The sequence below is a fragment of the Rhizobium sp. KNZ14-9A genome, from assembly GCF_056755015.1.
The window spans coordinates 2209870-2231706 of record NZ_JBPGXB010000004.1; the positions used below are offsets into that span (position 1 = coordinate 2209870).

General features: G+C 59.1%; 19 protein-coding genes and 4 pseudogenes. 11 read left to right on the forward strand and 12 right to left on the reverse strand.

Translation table 11 applies throughout. The features are described from left to right. Nucleotides 1-84: 84 nt before the first annotated feature. Together ACR9ZQ_RS40525 and ACR9ZQ_RS40530 are read right to left on the reverse strand one after the other, a co-directional pair. Nucleotides 85-1486: pseudogene (locus ACR9ZQ_RS40525) on the reverse strand (ISKra4 family transposase). A gap of 311 nt (nucleotides 1487-1797) precedes the next feature. Further along, nucleotides 1798-2442: a plasmid pRiA4b ORF-3 family protein gene (locus ACR9ZQ_RS40530; protein WP_481430769.1), complete on the reverse strand. Its 645-nt coding sequence runs from the start codon at nucleotides 2440-2442 to the stop codon at nucleotides 1798-1800. A 155-nt stretch (nucleotides 2443-2597) separates the two neighbouring features. Between ACR9ZQ_RS40530 and ACR9ZQ_RS40535 the strand changes: the two are divergent. Together ACR9ZQ_RS40535 and ACR9ZQ_RS40540 are read left to right on the forward strand one after the other, a co-directional pair. After that, nucleotides 2598-3209, forward strand: a pseudogene (locus ACR9ZQ_RS40535) (autotransporter outer membrane beta-barrel domain-containing protein); the annotation flags it as partial. A gap of 46 nt (nucleotides 3210-3255) precedes the next feature. Next, nucleotides 3256-3531 (forward strand): autotransporter outer membrane beta-barrel domain-containing protein, encoded by a 276-nt coding sequence (locus tag ACR9ZQ_RS40540; RefSeq protein WP_481430770.1) that lies wholly within the window; start codon nucleotides 3256-3258, stop codon nucleotides 3529-3531. 190 nt (nucleotides 3532-3721) lie between these two features. Here ACR9ZQ_RS40540 and ACR9ZQ_RS40545 read toward each other — a convergent pair whose 3' ends face one another. Next, nucleotides 3722-4426 carry a VIT1/CCC1 transporter family protein gene (locus ACR9ZQ_RS40545; RefSeq protein ID WP_481430771.1) on the reverse strand — a complete coding sequence of 235 codons (705 nt, stop codon included), beginning with the start codon at nucleotides 4424-4426 and terminating at the stop codon, nucleotides 3722-3724. 84 nt (nucleotides 4427-4510) lie between these two features. Further along, entirely contained in the window at nucleotides 4511-4753 is a 243-nt protein-coding gene (locus ACR9ZQ_RS40550) for a hypothetical protein (protein WP_481430772.1), read from the reverse strand. A gap of 177 nt (nucleotides 4754-4930) precedes the next feature. Here ACR9ZQ_RS40550 and ACR9ZQ_RS40555 point away from each other — a divergent pair, with 177 nt between their 5' ends. The 6 genes from ACR9ZQ_RS40555 to ACR9ZQ_RS40580 all read left to right on the forward strand — a co-directional run bounded on the left by ACR9ZQ_RS40555 (nucleotide 4931) and on the right by ACR9ZQ_RS40580 (nucleotide 11264). Beyond that, nucleotides 4931-5185 (forward strand): YMGG-like glycine zipper-containing protein, encoded by a 255-nt coding sequence (locus ACR9ZQ_RS40555; protein WP_481430773.1) that lies wholly within the window; start codon nucleotides 4931-4933, stop codon nucleotides 5183-5185. A gap of 862 nt (nucleotides 5186-6047) precedes the next feature. Next, nucleotides 6048-7484, forward strand: coding sequence for a basic amino acid/polyamine antiporter (locus tag ACR9ZQ_RS40560; RefSeq protein WP_481430774.1), 1437 nt, complete (start codon nucleotides 6048-6050; stop codon nucleotides 7482-7484). Between the two features lie 13 nt (nucleotides 7485-7497). Beyond that, nucleotides 7498-8757: an arginine deiminase gene (gene arcA / locus ACR9ZQ_RS40565; protein ID WP_481430775.1), complete on the forward strand. Its 1260-nt coding sequence runs from the start codon at nucleotides 7498-7500 to the stop codon at nucleotides 8755-8757. A gap of 90 nt (nucleotides 8758-8847) precedes the next feature. Continuing rightward, complete coding sequence (locus tag ACR9ZQ_RS40570) at nucleotides 8848-9048, forward strand: hypothetical protein (protein WP_481430776.1); 201 nt, start codon at nucleotides 8848-8850, stop codon at nucleotides 9046-9048. 264 nt (nucleotides 9049-9312) lie between these two features. Next, on the forward strand, nucleotides 9313-10794 hold the full coding sequence (locus tag ACR9ZQ_RS40575; protein WP_481430777.1) for a Na+/H+ antiporter NhaC family protein: 1482 nt from the start codon (nucleotides 9313-9315) through the stop codon (nucleotides 10792-10794). 53 nt (nucleotides 10795-10847) lie between these two features. After that, nucleotides 10848-11264: a hypothetical protein gene (locus tag ACR9ZQ_RS40580; RefSeq protein WP_481430778.1), complete on the forward strand. Its 417-nt coding sequence runs from the start codon at nucleotides 10848-10850 to the stop codon at nucleotides 11262-11264. On the opposite strand, the gene ACR9ZQ_RS40585 is transcribed toward ACR9ZQ_RS40580, so the two are convergent. The 4 genes and pseudogenes from ACR9ZQ_RS40585 to ACR9ZQ_RS40600 all read right to left on the reverse strand — a co-directional run bounded on the left by ACR9ZQ_RS40585 (nucleotide 11218) and on the right by ACR9ZQ_RS40600 (nucleotide 14010). After that, entirely contained in the window at nucleotides 11218-11910 is a 693-nt protein-coding gene (locus ACR9ZQ_RS40585) for a hypothetical protein (protein ID WP_481430779.1), read from the reverse strand. The two genes, ACR9ZQ_RS40580 and ACR9ZQ_RS40585, sit on opposite strands and share 47 nt — an antisense overlap. A 106-nt stretch (nucleotides 11911-12016) precedes the next feature. Beyond that, nucleotides 12017-12655: an HdeD family acid-resistance protein gene (locus tag ACR9ZQ_RS40590; RefSeq protein ID WP_481430780.1), complete on the reverse strand. Its 639-nt coding sequence runs from the start codon at nucleotides 12653-12655 to the stop codon at nucleotides 12017-12019. A 213-nt stretch (nucleotides 12656-12868) separates the two neighbouring features. After that, nucleotides 12869-13064, reverse strand: a pseudogene (locus ACR9ZQ_RS40595) (DUF1269 domain-containing protein); the annotation flags it as partial. A gap of 616 nt (nucleotides 13065-13680) precedes the next feature. Next, nucleotides 13681-14010 carry a helix-turn-helix domain-containing protein gene (locus ACR9ZQ_RS40600; protein ID WP_481430781.1) on the reverse strand — a complete coding sequence of 110 codons (330 nt, stop codon included), beginning with the start codon at nucleotides 14008-14010 and terminating at the stop codon, nucleotides 13681-13683. 78 nt (nucleotides 14011-14088) lie between these two features. On the opposite strand from ACR9ZQ_RS40600, the gene ACR9ZQ_RS40605 reads away from it, so the two are divergent. Further along, a complete protein-coding gene (locus ACR9ZQ_RS40605; RefSeq protein WP_481430782.1) occupies nucleotides 14089-14979 on the forward strand; it encodes a LysR family transcriptional regulator in 891 nt (296 codons plus the stop codon). Nucleotides 14980-15011: 32 nt separating this feature from the next. Here the strand turns inward: ACR9ZQ_RS40605 and ACR9ZQ_RS40610 are convergent, their stop codons facing one another. Beyond that, a complete protein-coding gene (locus ACR9ZQ_RS40610) occupies nucleotides 15012-16430 on the reverse strand; it encodes an RtcB family protein (RefSeq protein WP_481430783.1) in 1419 nt (472 codons plus the stop codon). Between the two features lie 290 nt (nucleotides 16431-16720). Between ACR9ZQ_RS40610 and rtcR the strand changes: the two are divergent. Next, nucleotides 16721-18321, forward strand: a pseudogene (rtcR, locus tag ACR9ZQ_RS40615) (RNA repair transcriptional activator RtcR). Nucleotides 18322-18569: 248 nt separating this feature from the next. Here the strand turns inward: rtcR and ACR9ZQ_RS40620 are convergent. Then, complete coding sequence (locus ACR9ZQ_RS40620) at nucleotides 18570-19775, reverse strand: polyhydroxyalkanoate depolymerase (RefSeq protein WP_481430784.1); 1206 nt, start codon at nucleotides 19773-19775, stop codon at nucleotides 18570-18572. 115 nt (nucleotides 19776-19890) lie between these two features. Here ACR9ZQ_RS40620 and ACR9ZQ_RS40625 point away from each other — a divergent pair, with 115 nt between their 5' ends. Further along, nucleotides 19891-20544, forward strand: a complete 654-nt coding sequence (locus ACR9ZQ_RS40625) for a glutathione S-transferase (RefSeq protein ID WP_481430785.1) — start codon at nucleotides 19891-19893, stop codon at nucleotides 20542-20544. Nucleotides 20545-20858: 314 nt separating this feature from the next. On the opposite strand, the gene ACR9ZQ_RS40630 is transcribed toward ACR9ZQ_RS40625, so the two are convergent. Continuing rightward, complete coding sequence (locus ACR9ZQ_RS40630) at nucleotides 20859-21170, reverse strand: putative quinol monooxygenase (RefSeq protein ID WP_481430786.1); 312 nt, start codon at nucleotides 21168-21170, stop codon at nucleotides 20859-20861. A gap of 67 nt (nucleotides 21171-21237) precedes the next feature. Next, a complete protein-coding gene (locus tag ACR9ZQ_RS40635; protein ID WP_481430787.1) occupies nucleotides 21238-21834 on the reverse strand; it encodes a cysteine hydrolase family protein in 597 nt (198 codons plus the stop codon). Nucleotides 21835-21837: the final 3 nt, after the last annotated feature.

Sequence of the window (21837 nt, forward strand, 5' to 3'; positions counted from 1 at the left end):
AGCCGGGTGCGGGAATTCCGCTCGTCCGGATCTGTGCGGGGGGTGCCCAGTAATGGGCAGAGAGCATGAGGAATTGTGTGGCAATCAGGCTGCGGCGGAATTGTTGCCGGGTTCGTGATTGTCGTTTGCCATGCCTGGATACCATTTCTCGAAGGTTGAGCGCAGCGAGCTGTCGAGGGTCTGCGTTCTGGTTTGTAGTAAAAGATGCGCGCCGGTCCGGCTCCATTGCATCTGCTGCTTTTTGGCGAAACGCTTGCTGATGACGGCGTTCACGGTGGCTTCGACGAAGGCCGAAGATATCCGCTCGCCAGACCGGTAGCGCTCACCGTAGTTGATCAGGCTGGCATCGTTTGCGGCGATGTAGGAACGGAATTCGCCGATAGCCATCAGGAATTTCCGCATGTTCGGATAAGCCGTTTCGATTGCTTCAGCGACGCAGTACAAATCGCTGATTTCGCCGTGCACACGGTATCCGTTGCCATGCCAGAGATACCATTTGATCCTTTTGAGGGCGTCAAGCATATTCAGCCCGGCCTGTTCATCGTGGTTTTCGAGCCCTTGTGCGAACTGGCGAAGAACGGTGATCCGCATGGTGATATGGAACCAGTCCAGCACATGTTCGCTGGCCGGTGCAATCATTTTCGCGAGTGAGCGGACTTCCTCGCCACCATCTGTGATGAAGGTGATATCCTGGTTGGCCTGCACTCCCTGTTTTTTGAGATGGTCGAGAATCCGGCGCTGCGGTTTGCGATCGTACCCATGAACGAAGCCGATGTAACGTGGATCGCCGTCTTCGGGCAGCGAGCGGCCGACGATCAGCTCGAAGTTTCTCTTGCGGTCGTCGCGATCGCGAACATATCCGCCATCCAGGCCTATGACGATCCGCCCATCAGGAATGGGCAAGTCCATCCAGTCGCGTGGACAGGAATTCTGCATGAAGGAAACCCGTTCTTCCGTCAGTTCCTGTTCGATCCGGCTGGCCGTTCGCAGCGCATGTTGCCGCACCGTCGTTGCGTTGGATCCGCAGTCGATCGGCAGCACATCCGCCAACAACTCTGCCGCCGCTGCGTAGGGCACCAGCGAAGCCCAGCGCGTTTCGAGATAAAGACGCTCGGGCGCGACATGATCGGGGATCAATTGCCTCAGAGGCGATACTGTTACCGGGCCGTTGCTTCTCTCGCTGCGCGGCAGGCAGTATCGCGGACTCTTCAGGCGAACATCGCCCGAACAGTGTGTGGAATGTGACAGGGTAATATCCCTTGTGCCGCAACGCACGCCCATCACCCTCATGGTACTGCCGGAGCCACACATCGACCTGCGTCTCCACCATCTTCTGCTGAAGCTTCGCGAGAAGGGTCTTCGCCTCCGACAACGACAAACCGAGATCCTCGGCCCCTTTCGTCACTTTTGCCAGATCGGCAACCGTCTCGGTCGCGATGGTCTCGCCGTTGTCACCCACCATTTCCAGTACCACCCGTGCCCGCATATCATTTTCCCGTGACGCGTTTTCCATAATGACCGGAATGGAAAATAGATTGCGCCTGCAACATGCTTTTCCGTTCTCCAGTCTTGTCGGGGCCGGTGATATTCCGCATGAGTTAGTAATCCGAAAATTCTTTGGTAAGCCGCCATGACTTCGATAGACCGCGCCGCAAGTGCTATCGCAAGCATCCCGATCAGGAGGGATCGATTACCCGCAAAGCAAGGCGGCGATCACCTGCGCCCATGCGCAGGTTGGTGACAAGACGGCGCTTCTGGCTGCCAATCTTCTCTCGGAAAATCGCCGCATAAGGCGGCTCACATCTGCTGATGCATGAGCACAAGATGGTCGCCCTGCCGCAGGCGCTCATTCACTTTCCGGCGTTCGAATGGCTGGCCATTCCAAGAAGCGCACTGCTCAATCCGTTCAAGCGTTTCACGGAATTCTTCCAACCGGCCCGGGTCCTCCAGTACTGCGAAGGACTTCGTTTCGCTGATTTCCTGGAAAAGCGCCACCGTCGTAGCCAGATCATCGACCATTTCGTATCCGAAGGCGTTGTCCTGTCGCCACATCCAGCCCTCCGGGCCACCGCAATCCTCCTGCGGGCAATTGCCGTCCCCTCCGGAGCAATTCGGATAGCGAGTTTTCGGATTGACGCTCCCGCGCTCTTCCAGTCGGATCTCGTGCTCCCATGGGATGTTGAGGTCGTACTCATACAGAAAGCGGCTACCCTTGCGCAATTTCAGATCGTCAAGCGCAACCTTCGGAGAGTTAGCGGCCGTTTCCCAGGAGCCGTAACGCACCGTACGAATGACAAACTGATAAAGGTGAATGCTCTCCCAGCCCATCACGACCTGAAGCACACCGTGAAACTCGCGTAGCGTCATGGTCGAGGGCACGTGCACCCGCCGCCAGACCATGGGGCTCACGTCTTTCAGAAAGATCCGGAATTGCAGGTTCATGAGAGACTCATCCGGCTTCAATGGACGTTTTGTCGCCGACTGACGTCTCTTGGTTGTTGATTTCAAAACCATGGGCCTCCGCGAAAATCATCGCCACCTCCATAGCCCATTCAAGCTAGATCAGGCACTGCCACACAATTCCTCATGCTCTCACGATTTCAGGCACCGGGGCGGTCGCGCAGACTGGCGAGGGAACCACGGTGCTTACCGGGGTCAACAACTATTCGGGTACGACAACTGTCTCCGCGGGAACACTGCAAGCCGGTGCGGTCAATACCTTCAGTCCCAACTCCGTGCATATCGTCCAAAGCGAAGGCGCGCTTGATCTCGCCGGTTTCGATCAGACTGTGCCGAGCCTGCAGAACGCCGGCTTTGTCCGGACCGGAGGCCAGGCCGATACAAACCTCACCGTCAGGGGCGACTATATCGGGTTGGGAGGTATCCTCAATCTCAATACCTATCTCGCGGGCGACGGCGCGCCTTCGGATCGGCTGGTCATCGATGGCGGTACTGCAACCGGCTTCACTGGCTTGGTCACAGACAATGTCGGCGGGCCCGGATCGGTGACGAACGGCAACGGTATCCTTGTCGTCGATGCCATAAATGGAGGGACAACGCAGCCCGGTGCCTTCACACTCGACGCTCCGGCGGTTGCAGGGCCTTACGAATATTTACTGTATCGCTCGAGCCTCGATGGAAACGGTCCCGAAAACTGGTATCTACGTTCGGAGGCCGAGCCGGTCCCTCCGGGTTCGGACCCGACACCCATTCCGCTTTTTCGCCAGGAAGACTCTCTACGCCGCAATTCCACCGATGGCGGCAATCTATGGCCGACATCTGATCGATACGCTCCACGAGCGCGTGGGCGAAGAAGAGCAGTTATCGGGCGATCGTTCCGACGGCACCAACTTCAATGGAGTGTGGGGTCGCGGTATCGGTTACTGGGGACATCGCGATGGAGCGCCTTTGGGCATCTATGGCGGCGCACCGGAATTCGACTACCGTTTCGGAGCTCTCCAGCTCGGAATGGACCTTTATCGCGACGAGTACGGGAACGTGCAAAAAGAAGCCCGCCAGAGCGGGCCGTAGTAGGGGGAGTGGAAAAGCGGACCGCACAACCGAGCCGCGGAAGGTTGAGGGACAAACAATTCGTCACGCAATCCATTAGTGAAACGTAAAATACCGGCAAAGTTCCCGGTTGTCGAAATTATGAGAACTGCCGGCCCCGTTCTAATGATAAACACACAAGCGAAAAGCGGGCAGGGCTCCGTCACCTTCGTCAGAAGCCAAGCATCCCGACAAGGTAGCTTATCGCGACAGTACCGATGCCAATAATCAGGGTACGCACAAGTGTCCGTGCGACATTCAGTTGGCCTGCACGCGCGCCTACGCACGATATGAACGCAAGCGACACGGCCACAGACACCAGCACCATCCATGTCTCGAGTCGGATCGGCATCACAACGGTGATGGAAAACGGGACTGCCGCACCCAATGCGTACGCAATTGCCGAACCCAGACTTGCCTGTGCGACATCAGCGCGTGAAATCACATGGAGAATACCGTGTTCGCTTTCCAGTTGTGCTTTGAGCGGAGAGTGCTTCATCAACTGAACAGCCACTTCGAGTGCCAACACCTGACTCAGCCCTTTTTTCTCATAATAGGCTGCGAGTTCGGTGAGCTCCACGCGCGGCTGACGCTTGAGCTCCGACCTCTCTTCCTTCATCACGCTTAGCTGCGCCTCCCGCTCCGCCGCCGCTTCAGCCCATTTCGCGCCACCGGCGGTAAACATCCCTGCCACCGTCGCGGTCGCCCCTGCCAAGACAAGGGTCGCATCATCTGCGCCTGCCCCAGCAAACCCTTCCAATATGCCAGCGGTTGCAACAATGCCATCGTTCGCGGCGAGTGCCCAGGCGCGACGAGAGCCTGAATCCGTGACAGCCAAACGAAGCCTCGTAAGCAAAGCAGTTGCAATACTTTTCATGGCTGAATCCAGTACGGGTCGCCGGCGAACCGATTGCTCCAACTCCCGTGCACCATTGTCCTTCGTTTGCATAGATGCATACCGTCACCGAGCATGCCAGATCATGATCACGATCGCGCTCTTCAGAGCCGCCATGATCTTCCTGCCGGCATTGACGGGTGGGCCGATGTCGTAGAACGGGCGCCGAGTCTTCACATGGTTGTGCTGTTCAAGTTCAGCTACTGGCCGTCGCCTATGGGATGGGCGATGGCGGTTCTGCTCGCCTGTGGCACGTGGGCGGCGGCGGTCGCGCTGCTGCGCCCGGTTCACGCCAGTAGGACCGTCCAAGGCAGGATTTCCTTATTTCAATGTTATCCCCGCACGAAGTCGCTCGATAGCGCGGTCGACGTGCCCGCCGGCTGGCCAACGAGCGTAGGCGACGCCCATGGTATAACCTATCGGTGCATCGCTTTTTTTGAATACTGCCCTAGTTGTATTCTGGGCTGAAGCACAAGGAGAAATACCATGAAGAAATTTATACTCGTTGGTGCTGTTGTGAGCGCCCTGGCATCCTGTACAGCAACTGAACAAGGGACAGCCATTGGAGCGGGAACCGGCGCAGTCATTGGCGGCGCGGTCTCCAATAGTTGGGGGGGTGCCGCGGTAGGAGCGGTCGCCGGCGGGGTCGCCGGAGCCCTTATTGGTCGATCGACTGAACGCCGAGGCTATTGTGTTTATCGCGATCGCTCGGGTCGCACATTCGAAGCAAGATGCCGGTAGGAGATGAGGGAGTACTGGGACGGGTAGTCTGGCGGCCTCTGCTGGCGACCAACAAGGGCATGCCTGAAACCAGTGCAATCGCCGAGTGGCTTGCCTGGTTTCTTCAGGCGGTTGCTGCCACGCAATACGACATGCCAGCGAAAAAGCCGTCCGCATGCGGCCAAACTCCCGCTGCCACCCCGCTCCCTGATTTCAGCAACGCCCTGGCTCGGGCTCTACGGGCGTGCAGCCGACGGGCGATCGATGTCAGAGTGCTCGAGGTGGAGCAAGCGTCGTCAAAGCGGCCGCGCGGACCGGCCCCACCTGGTTACTGACGATGGCCACCCGACACTACATTCTCAAAATGTACAGTTACGGGTTCCGGACGCGTAATCCGAATGGAAACGAGATAAGGGGCCAAGGATCGCGGCCGGTGAAGAACTCACCGGTCGTCTGCCAACACGTTCGTTCCGAAAGTGTGTGTTACCGTACAGTCGTTGACTTCAATACCGTTTATCAGACTTTGGTATTAGCCCATGGCCGTCGCCTTCGCTCGTGGGGCTTCCCCTTCTAAGACCGGAGATTTTTATCTCTAGCTTTGCCGGCTGAGCACTTCTACGCGGTCGTCAGTCAGAGGGAAATTCCCCCGAATGTGTTCCGCTAGCCGGCCGCTCCAAAATAGAGACGCAGCGCACGGCTGTGAGATTCTACGCTAACTTCAACTACGGCGAGAGAAGATATTGTTGGGTTCGTGCGCAGTTCAAACTTAGCGCTGTGCGGGAGCCTTACAGTACCGCGTGAGGCGTCAGTCTGCTCGCGGGACATGGCTTGCCCCGGCGTGAACCGTAGCACCGATATGACGGCAAAATTAGGGAGCAGTGCGATGGCGACCAAAGCGGAGCAGAAGCTGTCACTGTTCGCATTGACCGGGATGGTGGTCGGTTCGATGGTCGGCGCAGGCATCTTCTCGCTGCCGCGCACCTTCGGCATCGCGACGGGCCCATTCGGCGCAATCATCGCGTGGTGCATCGCCGGCGGCGGCATGTACATGCTGGCGCGCGTCTTCCAGGCGCTCGCCGAACGCAAGCCCGACCTCGATGCCGGCGTCTATGCCTACGCCAAAGCCGGTTTCGGCGACTATCCGGGCTTCCTGTCCGCTTTCGGCTACTGGATCGGCAGCTGCATCGGAAACGTCTCCTACTGGGTGCTGATCAAATCGACGCTCGGGGCTTTCTTCCCAGTCTTCGGCGACGGCAACACCATAGTCGCCATCCTGGTTGCCTCGATCGGCATATGGCTCTTCCATTTCCTGATCCTGAGAGGGGTTCAGCAGGCGGCGTTCATCAACACCGTCGTTACGGTCGCCAAGGTCGTCCCGATCATCGCCTTTATCATCATCCTGTTCTTCTTCTTCAAGCTCGACCTGTTCCGGCTCAATTTCCGGGGCGGCGAAGGCATGCCGGAGGCCACTCTCCTCCAGCAGCTCCAGGCGACCATGCTGGCGACGGTCTTCGTCTTCATCGGCATCGAAGGCGCGAGCAACTATTCGCGCTATGCGCAGAGGCGCTCCGATATCGGCACGGCGACGATCATGGGCTTCATCGGCGTCACCGCGCTGATGGTGCTGGTCACTCTCTTGCCCTACGCCGCCCTGCCGCGCAGCGAGATCGCAGCCATGAGCCAGCCGTCCATGGCCGGCGTGCTTGCGGCCGTCGTCGGTCCCTGGGGCGCGGTCTTCATCAGCGCCGGCGTGATCGTCTCGGTGCTCGGCGCCTACCTCGCCTGGTCCCTCGTGTGCGCTGAGGTACTCTACGTCGCCGCGCGCACGGACGACATGCCCCGGCTTTTCGGCACCGAGAACCAGAACAAGGTGCCTGCGGCCGCGCTATGGCTCACCAACATCGTTGTCCAGCTGTTCGTCATCAGCACCTATTGGTCGCGGGACGCGTTCGCGCTGATGCTGAACTTGACCAGCGCAATGGCGCTGATCCCCTATCTGTTCGTTGCCGCGTTCGGGTTACTGCTCGCGCGACGCGGCACGACCTACGAGATCATCCGGCCACAGGAACGCAACCGCGACCTGATCGTCGCCGGTATCGCCGCGATCTACACGGTTTTCATGATTGTCGCGGGCGGCATGAAGTTCGTCCTGTTGTCAGCGCTTCTCTATGCCCCCGGCACGGTCCTCTACTTCTGGGCCAGGCGGGAGCGGGGCAAGCCCATCTTCAATACGTTCGTCGACTGGCTGATCTTCACCGCTGCAGTCATCGGCTGCATTGCCGCGGTCATAGGATTGTCCACCGGCTACCTGACAATTTGAAAGGGAGATGGCCATGCCTTCTGAAAGCTCCACCCAGCCCACCTTTGGCGTTCACTCCGAGGTCGGCCAATTGCGAAAGGTGATGGTTTGCGCGCCTGGTCGTGCCCATCAGCGCCTGACGCCGACCAATTGCGACGCCTTGCTCTTCGACGACGTTCTCTGGGTCGACAACGCCAAGCGCGATCATTTCGACTTCATGACCAAAATGCGCGACCGCGGCATCGAAGTGGTGGAGATGCACAATCTGCTCGCCGAAACCGTTGCGGTCCCTGAAGGCAAGAAGTGGATCCTCGACAACCAGGTGGTGCCAAACCAGGTCGGTCTAGGCCTCGTCGATGAGATCCGCAGCTATCTCGAAGGATTGTCCAACCGCGAGTTGGCGGAAACTCTGATTGGTGGCCTGTCCACGCAGGAGTTTCCTGAGACGCACGGCGGCGAGATGCTGAAGCTGGTACGCGAGGCGGCTGGCGTCACCGAATATCTGCTGCCGCCGCTGCCCAACACGCTGTACACCCGCGATACGACTTGCTGGATTTATGGCGGCGTGACGCTGAACTCGCTCTACTGGCCGGCACGCCACGAGGAGACTATACTCACTACCGCCATCTATAAATTCCATCCCGACTTCGCCGGCAAGGTCAAGGTATGGTGGGGCGATCCGACCAAGGACTGGGGTCTTGCCACGCTCGAGGGCGGAGACGTCATGCCGATCGGCAAAGGCAATGTGCTCATTGGCATGAGCGAACGCACCTCGCGTCAGGCGATCAGCCAGGTTGCCGCCAATCTCTTCGCGCAAGGTGCAGCCGAGCGGGTCATTGTCGCGGCGATGCCGAAGCTGCGTGCCGCGATGCACCTCGACACAGTGTTCACCTTTGCCGACCGCGACTGCGTGCTGCTCTATCCCGATATCGTCAATGGCATCTCCGCCTTTTCGTATCGGCCCGGTGCAACGCCGGGAACGGTCGAATTGCACAAGGATAAGGGAACATTTGTCGAGACTGTCCGAGACGCTCTAGGCCTCAAGGCGCTACGTATCGTTGAAACGGGTGGTAATGATTATATGCGCGAACGCACGCAGTGGGACAGTGGTGCCAATCTCGTTTGCGCTGCCCCAGGTGTTGTCTTCGCGTATGACCGCAACACCTATACCAACACGCTTTTGCGTAAGCAGGGCATCGAGGTCATTACCATCATAGGCGCCGAGCTTGGCCGCGGTCGTGGTGGCGGCCATTGCATGACGTGCCCGATCATCCGGGATGCCGTCGACTTCTGACGGCGGAGCTGCCGAGACGACTCCCATGAGTGACCTGCTCTCCCTCGCTCCATAAGTCGTTGCAGGCCCAATCTAACGCGGAGGTTCGCTATGGCTGCAGGCGATGAAATGCCCAGCCCTTTGATCAACAAGCTCAGCGGGTTGATCCTCGTCATTGTAGGTTTCCTGCTGGCAACGGCGGGTTACAGATCCGGGAACGCCTGGTACATCGCCGGAGGGGTCGTTTCTCTTGCCGTGGGCCTGGTCCTTTTGGTCCGCAAGATCATCCGACGAAATCGCGGCCAGCGCTGATGAAGCCCACAAGTATGCCCGGCCTCTCTTTTGCGGCGACCCGTGAGATATGTTGGCTATTACCTGCGCAGACCTGTCGACCGTTACAATCTGCCTGCGAACGGTCGGCGGAAGTGTCGAATTCTGACTGGATGAGGCAAGACTCGATCGCTCGCCAGGCTGCCGAACTCGTGATCGATCGCGGCTGCAGTGGGCCGGCTTGCATCAGCCGCTTGATCGCCGTCCTTACTGCAAAGTGGGAATTCGGCTGGAGAGGTGAGGTCCATGAGTGAGCCCGATCAGCCGCAGCCGCTCACGCTCGCAGAAGCGCTCCTTCCTGTTGTCAGTCTGACCTTCCTGATCGCACTCGCCTACTATCTATTCGGCGACGCAAGCACATCCGGACCGACGCAGGTCGCCCTCGCGGTGGCCACCATGATCACGGTGTTCGTCGCCTGGCGGCGCGGCCATTCGCTTTCGTCACTCAACGCGGCGGCAACGGCGAGCGTAAGCTCGGGGATCGGCGCGATCTTCATTCTCTTCGCGGTCGGTGCGCTGATCGGCACCTGGGCGTTGAGCGGCACTCTCATCGCGATGATATACTACGGGATGCAACTGATCAGCCCGGCCTATTTCTACCTGACGTCCGCGCTCGTCTGCGCGGTGGTCTCGTTCTGTATCGGCAGCTCATGGACAGTTGTCGGCACCATAGGCATCGGGCTCATGGGCATCGCCGTCAGCATTGGCATGGATGCCGCGATCACGGCCGGTGCCGTGATCTCGGGAGCCTATTTCGGTGACACAGTGTCCCCGCTCTCCGATTCTAGCAACCTTGCCGCCGGTGTCGCCGGCGTCAATCTCTACGAGCATGTCCGCGAAACGGCGTTAACATCGTCCGTCGCGCTGGCCATCGCGCTTTTCGTGTTCTGGATGCTCGGAAGGCCCACTGATTTCAACACAAGCAACGAGATCGCCGCCATAGAAGGCGCGTTTGACATATCCCCGATGCTGTTCCTGCCGCTTGTTGTCGTGGTGGGTCTCGCGCTCCTCAAGATTCCGCCTTTCACGTCAATCTTCATCGGCGCGATCATAGCATGCGCACTTGCTGTCGTCGTCGCGCCCGATCGAGTGGTGGAATTCGCCGGCACTGCCGGCCGCGAGGATATTCCGAAGTGGCTCGTGCTTCTCAAGGGCGTGTGGCTGGCGTTCGCAAACGGGTATGTGTCCACTACGGGGGTCGCGGATATAGATCAGCTGTTATCGCGCGGCGGCATGGAAAGCATGCTCGATACGATCTGGCTCGTGATCGCCGCGCTCGCTTTTGGCGGCGTGGCCGAAAAAGCAGGCGTCCTCGACAAGATCATCAGCCCCGTCATCGCGGCGGTGAAATCGACCGGCGCACTCGTCGCAGCGATTGTCGCCGCCGTGTTTGCTACTTCCATAGTCACCGCCGACCAGTATATTGCGATTGTTCTGCCTGGGCGGATGTTCAAAAGAGCCTTAGAAACCCGTGGTTTCCTTCCAGTCGTGCTGTCACGCACCATCGGGGGCGCGGCGACACCCACGTCAGCGCTGGTTCCCTGGAACAGCTGCGGTGCCTACATGGCCGCGAGTTTGGGCGTGGCGACGCTCAGTTATGCCCCGTACGCCATCTTCAACTTGATCAGCCCGCTGGTGGTGATCGCAGCTGCCTTCGCTGGCGTGCGGATGCTGCGTGGATCGGGCATGGTCGAGGAGACCTCGCCGGCCCAATCGGACACGGACTGACAACGCGCGGGAACCGGAGTTGGAGAGCCGGACGCCGCGGAATAGTCTCGGTCTTGCTGATGCTGGCGGTATCGGCACTGGTCTTGCCGAGACCTGCGCACGAACTGCATTTGCCGGCTGCCCCGCATCAGCGAGCGATTGCAGCCATTTGCGCCACAGCGCTGCTGCTTGCTTTTGGCCTGTCGACACAGGTGACGCGACATCGCCTGGAAGGCGCAGATCGGCCCCGTAAGTTGCAGTTGCCTAACGCCTCGGAGGATTTGCGATCTTCGCCCCGAGCTGAGCGCGTGATGAAGTATTTTCTGTTCAGCCATCCCCTTGCCCTCCGTCATTTCGCGTGCCAGCAAGAAATGCGCGGCCTGCGTTTCATCGATGCCTTAGCCTATCGGCTGATGGGTGAGCACGACACGGAGGACGCAGTTTTTACTTCCACTCCCAGAGGTTTTTGGAATGGTGCGGTCGCGTGGTGACGATGGCCGCAGGTGCGCCCGCCATTTCGACGTAGCGACTGGCATCCTCGGCATCATTGACCCCAACGAAGATCATCTTCATCGAGCTTTTGAGCGGCGCGCCCTTGATGCGGTGCTCGAAGCGCATGACCGCATGCGGATATTTCTCATTGAGGCCGATCATGGGATCGCCGGTCAATGCAATATGATCCTGCATCGCCAGGAATGATGAGATCCTCTGATGAGCGAGCGCTGGCGACACCTGGACATTTCCCTTCGCCGTCCGGGCATAGGCGATCGCATCCGTTTGGCTTTTCTGCCTTTTGGTTTCGTAGACGAGGAGGGCTGTACCCATCGCAAGCTCAATGTGAAGATCGAACGTCTGATAGCGATCAGGGCGCTCGAAGAGATCGTCCAGTGTTGCCTTCAGGTCTTGAATATAATCGGCATAAAGTGAGGCAGTCATATCCAGTCCATAATAAGGGCACGAGCCTGCAAACGTTCGTCGCTGCAACGACAGTCTCTTGGCTTTGAAGTCCGAGAAGACTACCTTTCGGCCATCGATGCATGCCGGTACTGCCACAATGGGGCAGGGCAACGCAATCTGCGAAATTGGAACAACGGCAGGTGACGCCGGCCTCCACGGTGCAATCGAGATCTTCGGCACTGACGCGAATGATCTGCGACATCTCTGATATTCGCGCGGCTCTCACCGGAGGGATACCGTCCAGCAGGTGGCTTTCGGAGTTGTCCGGCTTGGAGGTGGCGGCCGATTACGCGGAAGGTGATGCTGGATCGCTTTGATCCGAGTCAGGGCGAGGGAAATAGGAAAATCTCAGCCACGCGACGCCGTGCACCAGGAAATCTATTCCAAGCAAGATCGCGAGGATCCAAAGACCCATCCATGGGAAGTCGGCCAGAATGACGAGACCTGCGCCGGCGCCGAAGGCGCCCGACAACATCATGGTCCATCCCCCCTCACGCCAGTGGCGTATACTGACGAGGATCCTGACGATGCCCGAGAAGATGAACAGCAGGCCGATTGTGTAGCTTTGCAACAACTCTTGTGTGCGTAGAGACCGGGCCACGACGTTTGTCAGAATCTCCATTGCTCGCGAGCCGACGACATTAGTGAGCATCAATCCAAGGGCAATGTACAGAAATCCTAGCAGCGTCTGCCATGACAGTGCGCCCCACCTTCTCGCCCACAAGGCGTGGACAATTTCGAATGTGCCGACCAAGATCGCAGAGGTTCCAATAAAGCCCGGAGTAACGACCGATGCAAAAGCCACATCCGTCAGGACGACCAATCCGGCCAGAAGCAAAACGCCGCCCAGCACCACGCGAACTGATGCCGGAGGGGTGTCGTGAGATACCCTGGATACCTCGTTACTTCCGTTGCTTTTTGCCACGACCATGCTCCGACTGGAGGAGTTCTGGATAGGAGCGTTCGAATACGCGCAAAGGGTGTGCTAGCGCCTCGCGTGGTTTCGGACAGACGAAGTTCGCTGTTGGACTCTGAGCACCGCATGTTCTCCTCTTCAGGTCGGCTCCAATCCAAGGGAAAATGCGGGTTCGGTCCTAAGTCTGGCGGATCGGTTCAGTTTGCCACCAGCACGAGCGCACTACGCAACGCTCGCTTGCTGTAAAGCGTCCCTTTAGTACTTGTTCCTTGCTCTCATCTAGAGAGGTCCTCAGAATGGTGCCGCCAAACGGCGATATCTCCTTCAGCACCTTATCTTCAGTCATCTCCTTCACCAAAATGAAGAGCGCAGCATTGCCTGGCTGAAGGCCCGGGGCAAGTTCCTTCATGAAGTTGTCCGCCAGGCGACGATTGCGCTGAACGGCCCTTTCGAAATGCCGTATGTCCGCGGGTGCGAGATACCGGCATCGGTGGAGCCGACAACGATTCGCGGTGAGAGCACACAGGGATAGATTCTGATCAGCCTTGGCCATCATCGCACAAACTCCCAGGTCCACCAATGTGGGCATCATCCGCGCTGGTGCGGAAGCCGATCAGGTGTCGTACCGTTGGTGGTGCCGGATGAACTCTGGAACGCGCCTATGACTTGAAGCGGTTGTCCAGGGCACCACTTCTATAACATAAAGTTTGTTGTCGCAATATTAGCGTGCAATCTGCAAAATTTCCAGAGGGATTCGATTGGTCGCTGAAAGCGCTTGCGCAAAGTCGTGTCGCGCTGCAGCGCCGCGCGCCTTCGGATCAGAACATCAACCAGATCCATCCCGACATTCGCGCGGTCCTGGTCGGGGGGCTTTGGGCCGCCGCAGCTCCTCAATGTTCAATTTCTGGGTGCCGAGCACCATTTGATTGGTAAGGTCGCCGCGGCTGTTGATGTCCGCCGGAACTTAAGTTCCATAAATCAACTTTATGCAACCAAAGCGATCATTTTATTGCAGGGTCAGATCCGAAGCTTTGCTATGAGCGGGCTGCTGCCAATGCATCCAACATAATAGCAATCCGGGAGAGATCTTCCTCGTTCAGAACTTCCACCGCAGACGATATTCGCTCTTGAAGATTGCGCTTCGTGCTTTTCTCGGATTTTTTGAGATCGTCCGACAGCAACTCATCAAGGCTCATCTTCAATACCGATGAGATTTTTACAAGCGTAGCGAGATCCGGCTGCCTGGTTCCGGAGATATAATTTCCGTATCTGCGTTCACTCAAACCGACGCGTCGAGCGACCTCGGCGTTTGAAATTCCAAGCTGTTCGGCTCGCTTTTTGAGGTTCGAAGAAAAAGTCTCCATGCCCACATTTTGTTCATGACGGGCACCACGGGTCCATGTACAATACGTTGTGAAATTAAAGAACAAAACGTGGGCATCATGGAACTACGCCAGCTATCCTACTTCGTTGCGGTGGCCGAGGAGCTGCATTTCGGTCGCGCGGCAGCCAAGGTGCATATCGCCCAGCCGGCACTGTCGAACCAGGTGATGGCGCTCGAGAAGGAACTCGGCGTGCAGCTCTTCATCCGCACGACACGGCGGGTGGAGCTGACGCGGGCAGGGGCGGCCTTCTACGAGCGATCGGTCAGGATCCTCAGCGAAGTCGATCTGTCGACCGAGATCGCCCGGTCGGTGGCCGGCAAGGCGGCGCGCAGGATTGCGATCGGTACCGTCTATCCCGCCACCATCGGCGTGCTGCCGTCCTTCCTTGCGCGCATCGCCCGCAAATATCCCGATATCCGCCTGCATATCGAAAGCGGCACCACCGACGACATCATCCGCCATATCGAGGCAGGCCGCATCAATCTCGGCTTCATCCGGCCGGTGGAGAATATCGGCTCCTTGCGCTTCTTCTCGATTGCTCACGAGCGTTACCTGCTGGCCGTCGCCAAGGAGAGCCCACTATCGCTGAAGAGCGAGATCGACATCGAGGATCTGCGCAATGAGAAGATCATCTCCTTTTCCCGTCAGAACCTCTCCTACAGTGAGCGTTATTTCGCCGAAAAATTCGAGGAGCACGATCTGACCGGCAATGTCGCCTATACATGCGACGACACCTTCTCACTGGTGTCACTGGTCTCAGCCGGGCTTGGCATCGGCTTCGTGCCGGAATGGACGCAGGATCTGCCCAATCGCGGCTTTGAACTGAAGAAGGTGCGGGGGATCGATTTCAAGATCGGGCTCGGTGTCGCCTGGAACAGGGAGGATCCGACGGCGACCCGCGACGACATCATCGATATCGCACGATCGCTCGCGCGGCCGGGCAGGTGAGGGAAGGCAAACCTGGTTGCCTTCCCCTATCTTTACTGGCGCCTTTTGCGCCAGGGCGCGTTCTTCTGCCAGTCGCCGGCCATGATGCTCCCGTAGGGGATCACCTCGTCGACCACTTCGGCCAAGCCATAGTGCTCGATCTGCGACCGCGCGTTCGCAGCACTCTTGTAGGCGCTCGGCAGTTCCGACACATCCGCGAAACCGGAGAAGAACCGCGCGTCGAGGCCGCTTGTTTCCTTCTCCACAATAGCCGCGACATTGTTCGGGCTAAGGCCTCGCGAATCCGCCCCATACTCCGCAGACAACTGCCTCATATGTGCGCTGCGCGAAAAGTTTCGGCCTGCGCCATGCGGCGAGAAGCCGAGACCATGCGCGGCATTCGAGCCCCGAACGATCAGGATCGGTTCCGCCATATTGAGCGGAATGATGGTCAGATCGGTCGCATCATTCGCCCAGTTGTCGAAGGCAGGGGTCGCACCCTTTCCGTGGTAGAACAGCCCGTCCGACTTCCGGAAGACGAAGTTGTGTTCGTTCCAGAAACGATCCGCGACCTTTGCCGAAAGCTTGTCCGCCGCCATGTCGTGAAGGACATAATGGTTTTCCTTCGTCCACTGGCGAATGGTCTGCAGCGCTGACCAGTAGAAGTCACCTTCCTCTGTATCGGCCGGAATCCAGGCGTTTTCCCTATGCGTCTCGGGCGAGATCAGTTCGCGAAACCTGTTCGCGACCTTCATGCCCTTGTCGTAGAGCCGTGCACCCGGTGCTCGCGATCCATGATGGGTGACAAGAGCGGTTTCGCCGGTCGACTTCATCGTTCCGACATAGACGAAATGATTGCCGTCTCCCTGGGTCGCAAAATGCTCGATGCCAGCGCTCAGTGCACCGTCGCGCAGATAAGGATTCTGCTCGAAGGCCGAAAGCGTCGCCGCAGAAGGCTTGAGCTGAGCACCGCGCGGACGGCCGCCGGGACCGAAATGCGTCACGGCATGCACGGCATCCAGGAGCGACTTCGGGTCCGTGCCTGGAAAGATCGAGATCGCCATCGAGCAGCAGATATCGGCCGAATGCATGCCGGGATGGATTGCTTCGGAGGCGACGACGCCACCGACCGGGATCGTTCCGACCGGGCCGGCCGGGCAGGCGTCCGGCATGATAGCCGCGGCCCGGACGACCGGTGTGCGCACCAGTGCGCGCATCGTCGCGTTGACCTTCTCGACATTGTCCTGTTCGAAGGCATTCTCGGCGCGGATGTTGGAGTAGATCTCGATATCGTTGTCCGCCCTCAAGGCAAGCGTCGGCCCGGGCTGGAAGGCCCTTGCCGCTTCCAGAGCATCAGCCACCGAGCCACCCTTTTCCAAAACCGCGTTGGCCGCATCGAGAGCCGGGCGGAACCACTTCCCCTGGCTCATGCCGGCATCGATCAAATCCTGTCCGCTCACTACCGCTATCATTGTCTTTTCTGCGTCTGCAGTCCTTCTTGTTCAATTCTCTTCTATGCGCTGTTTGGCGACGAACCGTGCCGGAGGACCGTGACGGCCGCTCTGAAACGGTTCGTGCAAGATACATTTCAAGTGGCGTGCCAACTGGGAGAAATGAGCGTCAAGAAAACGAAAGATCCTCGTATCTGACTGTTTTAATGGAGTAAAAATTTCCGTCTTCGTCGTAAAAATCTCTAGTTGCAGGATTGGCAAATCGGCGAATATTATCCATCCTTATATGATCTTATAATTTTGGATAAGACATGAAACGACGTGTGGCTATCAGCATATTGGGAACCACCCTGGATGCGGGGAAATGGGAAAATCGCTGGAGCCGCTGGCGGCCAATGTCGCGCTCTGCCAGCAACCCGGGCTCTTCATCGATCGACTGGAATTAGTTCACGACAATCACGCGCAGCCGCTGTGTCATCGTATCATCAGTGACATCGGGGCAGTTTCGCCGGCGACAGAGGTGCGCAGCACTGTCGTCAATTTCCGCGATCCCTGGGACTTTTCGGAGGTCTATACGAAGCTCAGGGACTTTGCCCGCAACTACAGCTTCGACCCCGACACGGAAGACTATCTCGTCAACATCACCACAGGCACCCATGTGGCGCAGATCTGCTGGTTCCTGCTGACCGAAGCCCGCATCATTCCCGGCCAGTTGTTGCAGCTCTCGCCGCCCCGCGACCGAGAGCCAGAACAGGATTTCGCCGGCACGCACCGGATCATCGACCTCGACCTTTCCCGCTATGACGAGATCGCCAAGCGCTTCGCCTCCGAGCGGGAAGACGCCGCCTCTTTCCTGAAATCGGGGATTTCGACCCGCAGTACCACCTTCAACAGAATGATCGACGAGATCGAAAGGGTGGTGATCCGCTCGACGGCGCCCGTTCTCCTGACCGGGCCGACGGGTGCCGGCAAGTCGCAGCTCGCTCGCCGGATCTACGAACTGAAAAAGAGCCAGCGCAAGGTCAGCGGACCTTTCGTCGAGGTCAATTGTGCGACCTTGCGCGGCGACCAGGCTATGTCCACCCTGTTCGGCCATGTGAAAGGCGCGTTCACCGGTGCTGCCGGTGAGCGCGCCGGCCTGCTCAAGTCCGCCGACAAGGGCGTGCTGTTTCTCGACGAGATCGGCGAACTCGGCCTTGATGAACAGGCCATGTGCCTGCGCGCGATCGAGGAGAAGAGGTTTCTGCCGATGGGGGCAGACCGGGAGGCGCTCGCAGACTTTCAACTGCTTGCCGGCACGAATCGCGATCTCGGCGAGGACGTCCATAAAGGCAGGTTCCGCGAAGATCTCTATGCCCGCCTGAACCTTTGGACGTTCCAACTGCCGGCTCTCCGCGAGCGCAAGGAAGATATCGAGCCCAATCTCGACTTCGAGCTCAAGCGCTATCTGGAACGTGAAGGCGAAAACGTCACCTTCAACAAGGAAGCGCGCGAACGCTATCTTGCCTTTGCGGCCGGCCCGCAAGCCGCCTGGAGCGCCAACTTCCGTGATCTGTCGGCCTCGGTGACGCGCATGGCGACACTCGCGCCGCATGGGCGCATCACGACCGACGTTGTCGATGACGAAGTCAGAAGACTGAAGGCCTTTTGGCGCACAGCAAATGACGGCGCTGCAGCCGACGCAATCGTCATTGAATTCCTGGGCGCCGAAGTTGCCGATCGTCTCGATCGCTTTGACACCGCGCAACTTGCCACCGTCCTTCACACCTGCCGAGAACACCCAACGGCAAGCGCTGCCGGCAGAGCCCTATTCGCAAACTCGCGCCTGGAGAAGAAGAGCAGCAATGATGCAGATCGTCTGACGAAGTATCTCGCGCGTTTCGATCTCCGGTTCGAGGACCTCAAGAAGTGATGTCCGAGACGGAGCGGGTCGTCGGTTCGAGCCCCTTCAAGAGCTTAGGTAGGCGGATCGGCATCTTCTTGGGCATAGCCGGCCTGTACAAGCGACATTTCCCAAAGGCTGTGGCGGCTTTATTCGCCGGCGCTGATTGTCGGCCGATTGCAGAAACGCCCAGTGTAGCACAGCGGGCGTTTGCGTATCTGGAATCTGGTTGAAAGTGGTTACAGGGACGCAGGCCTTCAGACGGTCGGACGGGTCTCCTACTCCATCGCCAGGATCATGTTGCGCACGACAGGGTAGATCTCCGTCTCCCAGCGGCGGCCGTTGAAGACGCCGTAATGTCCGACGTTGGCCTGCAGGTGGTGGCGCTTCAGGTGAGGGCGCAGCGAACGACAGAGGTCGTGGGCGGCCGAAGTCTGGCCCAGGGCGCAGATGTCGTCGCGCCCGCCCTCGACCGTCAGCAGTGCCGTGTTGCGTATCAGGCCCGGATCGACCTTGCGCCCGCGATGGGTATACTCGCCCATCGCCAGTTCGGCCTTCTGGAAGACGCGGTCGATCGTCTCGAGATAGAATTCTTCCGTAAGGTCGAGCACTGCGAAATATTCGTTGTAAAAGGTCTTAATCTTCCCGGCTTCGGCCGTCTCGCCCTTTGCCAGGTGCTCGAAGAGCTTGTGATGGGCGGTCTGGTGGCGCTCCATGTTCATGCTCATGAAGGCGCTGAGCTGGACGACGCCCGGATAGACCCGCCGCCCGCCGCCGGCAAAGCGCAACGGAACGCAGCTGATCAGCGAATTCTCGAACCATGCGAGCGATTTCGAGACGGCGAGTTCGTTGACCTTCGTGGGGCTCTCGCGCGGGTCCACCGGACCGGCCATCAGCGTCATTGTTCTTGGCGTGGCGGGATGCCTAACTTCCGACATCACGGCAACCGCCACGAGCGCCTGAACGCAGGGCTGGCAGACGGCAAGGATATGTCCGCCGGGGCCGATCTCCTCCAGGAAGCGGATGATATAGTCCACGTAATCGTCCATGCCGAAGCGTCCGGCGGAAAGCGGAACGTCGCGGGCGTTGGCCCAGTCGGTGATATAGATGTCGTGGTCGCGCAGCAGCGTCTGCACCGTACCCCTCAGAAGTGTCGAGAAATGGCCGGAGAGCGGGGCGATGACGAGCACCCGTGGCCGTCTCGTATCGACGTCCGCGGAAAAATGCAGCAGCTTGCCGAAAGGCAGATCGAGGGCTGTCTCCAGGGTTATCGGCACATCGCGATTGCCGATCGTCACCGATGTTATGGCGAAATCCGGACGTTCGTGGGTTAGCTGGAACCGGGAGATCATCTCCATCGCCGCCTCGAAGTAGCGGCTCAGGTCGCCGCTCCAGAAGCTTGAGGAAAACATCTCGAGGCGTCGCGCCCAGTCGCGCATCGGGGCGAAGAGGTCTTCCTGGAACTGATAGGCTTGGTAGAGCATGACGCATCTCCTGCATCGCAACAGAATTTCGCGATGCAAAAATGCTAGTGCAATATTTCTTGCGATGCGAGAAGATTGTCCGCGAAAGCAATGTTGTTCGAAGGATGTGGGTAGAATGACGCAAGCGACACTGACGATTTCCTCGAAGAACTATTCCTCGTGGTCGCTGCGCGGCTGGCTACTGTGCCGGATGGCGGGGCTAGATTTCACCGAAGTGCTCGTCGAACTGGATGACAATGCCCGCCAGGAGCTTCTGTTGCTTTCGCCTTCGGTGCTCGTCCCAAGACTGACCCACGACGATGTCACTGTGTGGGATACGCTGGCGATTGCCGAATATCTGCACGAGATCGCTCCCAAGGCCGGCCTCTGGCCCGCCGCGCAGGCAATACGCGCCCGCTGCCGATCCGTCTCCGGCGAGATGCATTCGGGCTTCCACAATCTGCGTTCGGCACTGCCGATGAACTTGAAGTCAAGGCACGAGAGCTTCAAGATCTTCTCGGGGGCGCGGCCGGATGTAGAGCGCGTCAAGACGATCTGGACCGAATGCCTGGATGCCAGCGGCGGCCCCTGGCTCTTCGGTGGTGCTCCGACCGTTGCCGACGCCATGTACGCGCCCGTCTGCACGCGTTTCCGCACCTATGCCGTGGAACTCGAACCGCAACTGGCAGCTTACGCCGACACCGTCTTGTCCTGGCCGCTCATGATCGAATGGACAGCCGGCGCGATCGCCGAGCCGGACGAAATCGTCGAGCTGGAAGTGGAATTCTGAGGGGAGCGGGATTCGCCTGGCACGCCGCTTACACGAAAGCGGCGGTTCGAATTGGTTCGACTGCAAGATCGTGTAATAGGGGGGTCGGCGGTCAGGATCCCTTCAAGGCGAATAACGTGTCACTTTAAAATGCCGGTAGCGGCTCGTCGTCGACCACGACGGGATCGGCAAACGCGTTCGGCGCAATACAGCCTTTCATGCTCAGCAGCCTCGCCGCGACATGGGTCGCCTAGGCGATACCTCATGGGCGGGGAGGGCGCGCGCGTAGACAACGAATTCTTCCGCGCCCGGTTCACTGTGGCGCCCGCCTGCTGCTATCGACATAGCCATGGGGAGTGTGGCAAGACCTCGAATGCGTGCATAGTGGGCGGTGCAGCGAGGAACAGCGCGGTCAGCGGTCGATTTGTCGCCAGGTGCGACGATGCCCGGTGCGCGGCGAGCGCGGCCTCGCTCTCGTAGATTTCGATCAGCGTGTAGCTGTCGGCCGTGGTGCGCGACCTGAACAGTTCGTACAGACGGTTACCTGGTTCGTTGGCAGGCACTGCGGCGGCCTGAACCGCGAAGGCTCGTTCGAATGTGTCGGTGTTGCCCGGCGTGACTGTGAGTTCGACCATCATTCCGATCATTGTATAGCCTCGCATCTACGGCCGGACGGAATCCCGGCCCTATAACCGGGCCGGGCCTAGCGGCGGATTATGCCTTCGCCACGAACTCCTGCGCGGTGATGGCGTTGGCGTAAAAGGGCGCAATCTCGGCCACGAAGTCGTCCTGCTGCTTGCGGGTATAGCCGGCCGACGCGTCGTAGATAACGTTGGTGTGGTAGCCGAGGTCGTGCGCGTTGCGCATCGAAGACTCGACGCACTGGCGCAGCGAAAACCCCGACAGGTAGATCTCATCGATGCGGTTGTTGCGCAGGTAGCCGTCGAGCGTGGTTCCGACGAAAACGCTGCTGCCGCCGGCGCGCTCGCGAACGACATGCTCGCCTTCCGCCGGCTCGAAGCCGGGGAAGAAATCGGCCTGCTCGCCCAGGAACGCGCCATGGTCGCGCGTCATCTTGCGCAGGCCGTACTTGGCCTCGCCCAGCACCTTGAAGGTCGGCTCGAACTTCAGCGCTGCGTGGATCACGTGCAGGCCGCGACGGCGAGCCTCTTCGATGATGATCTTCGAATTGGCGACAGCGGTGTCGACCTGCTCCCGGTCCTGAAACGCCGGATAAATGCCGCCGGTCGGGGAGAGCCAGTCGTTGACATATTCGATCAGGATCAGCGCGCTATTGGATGGGTCGGTCATGAT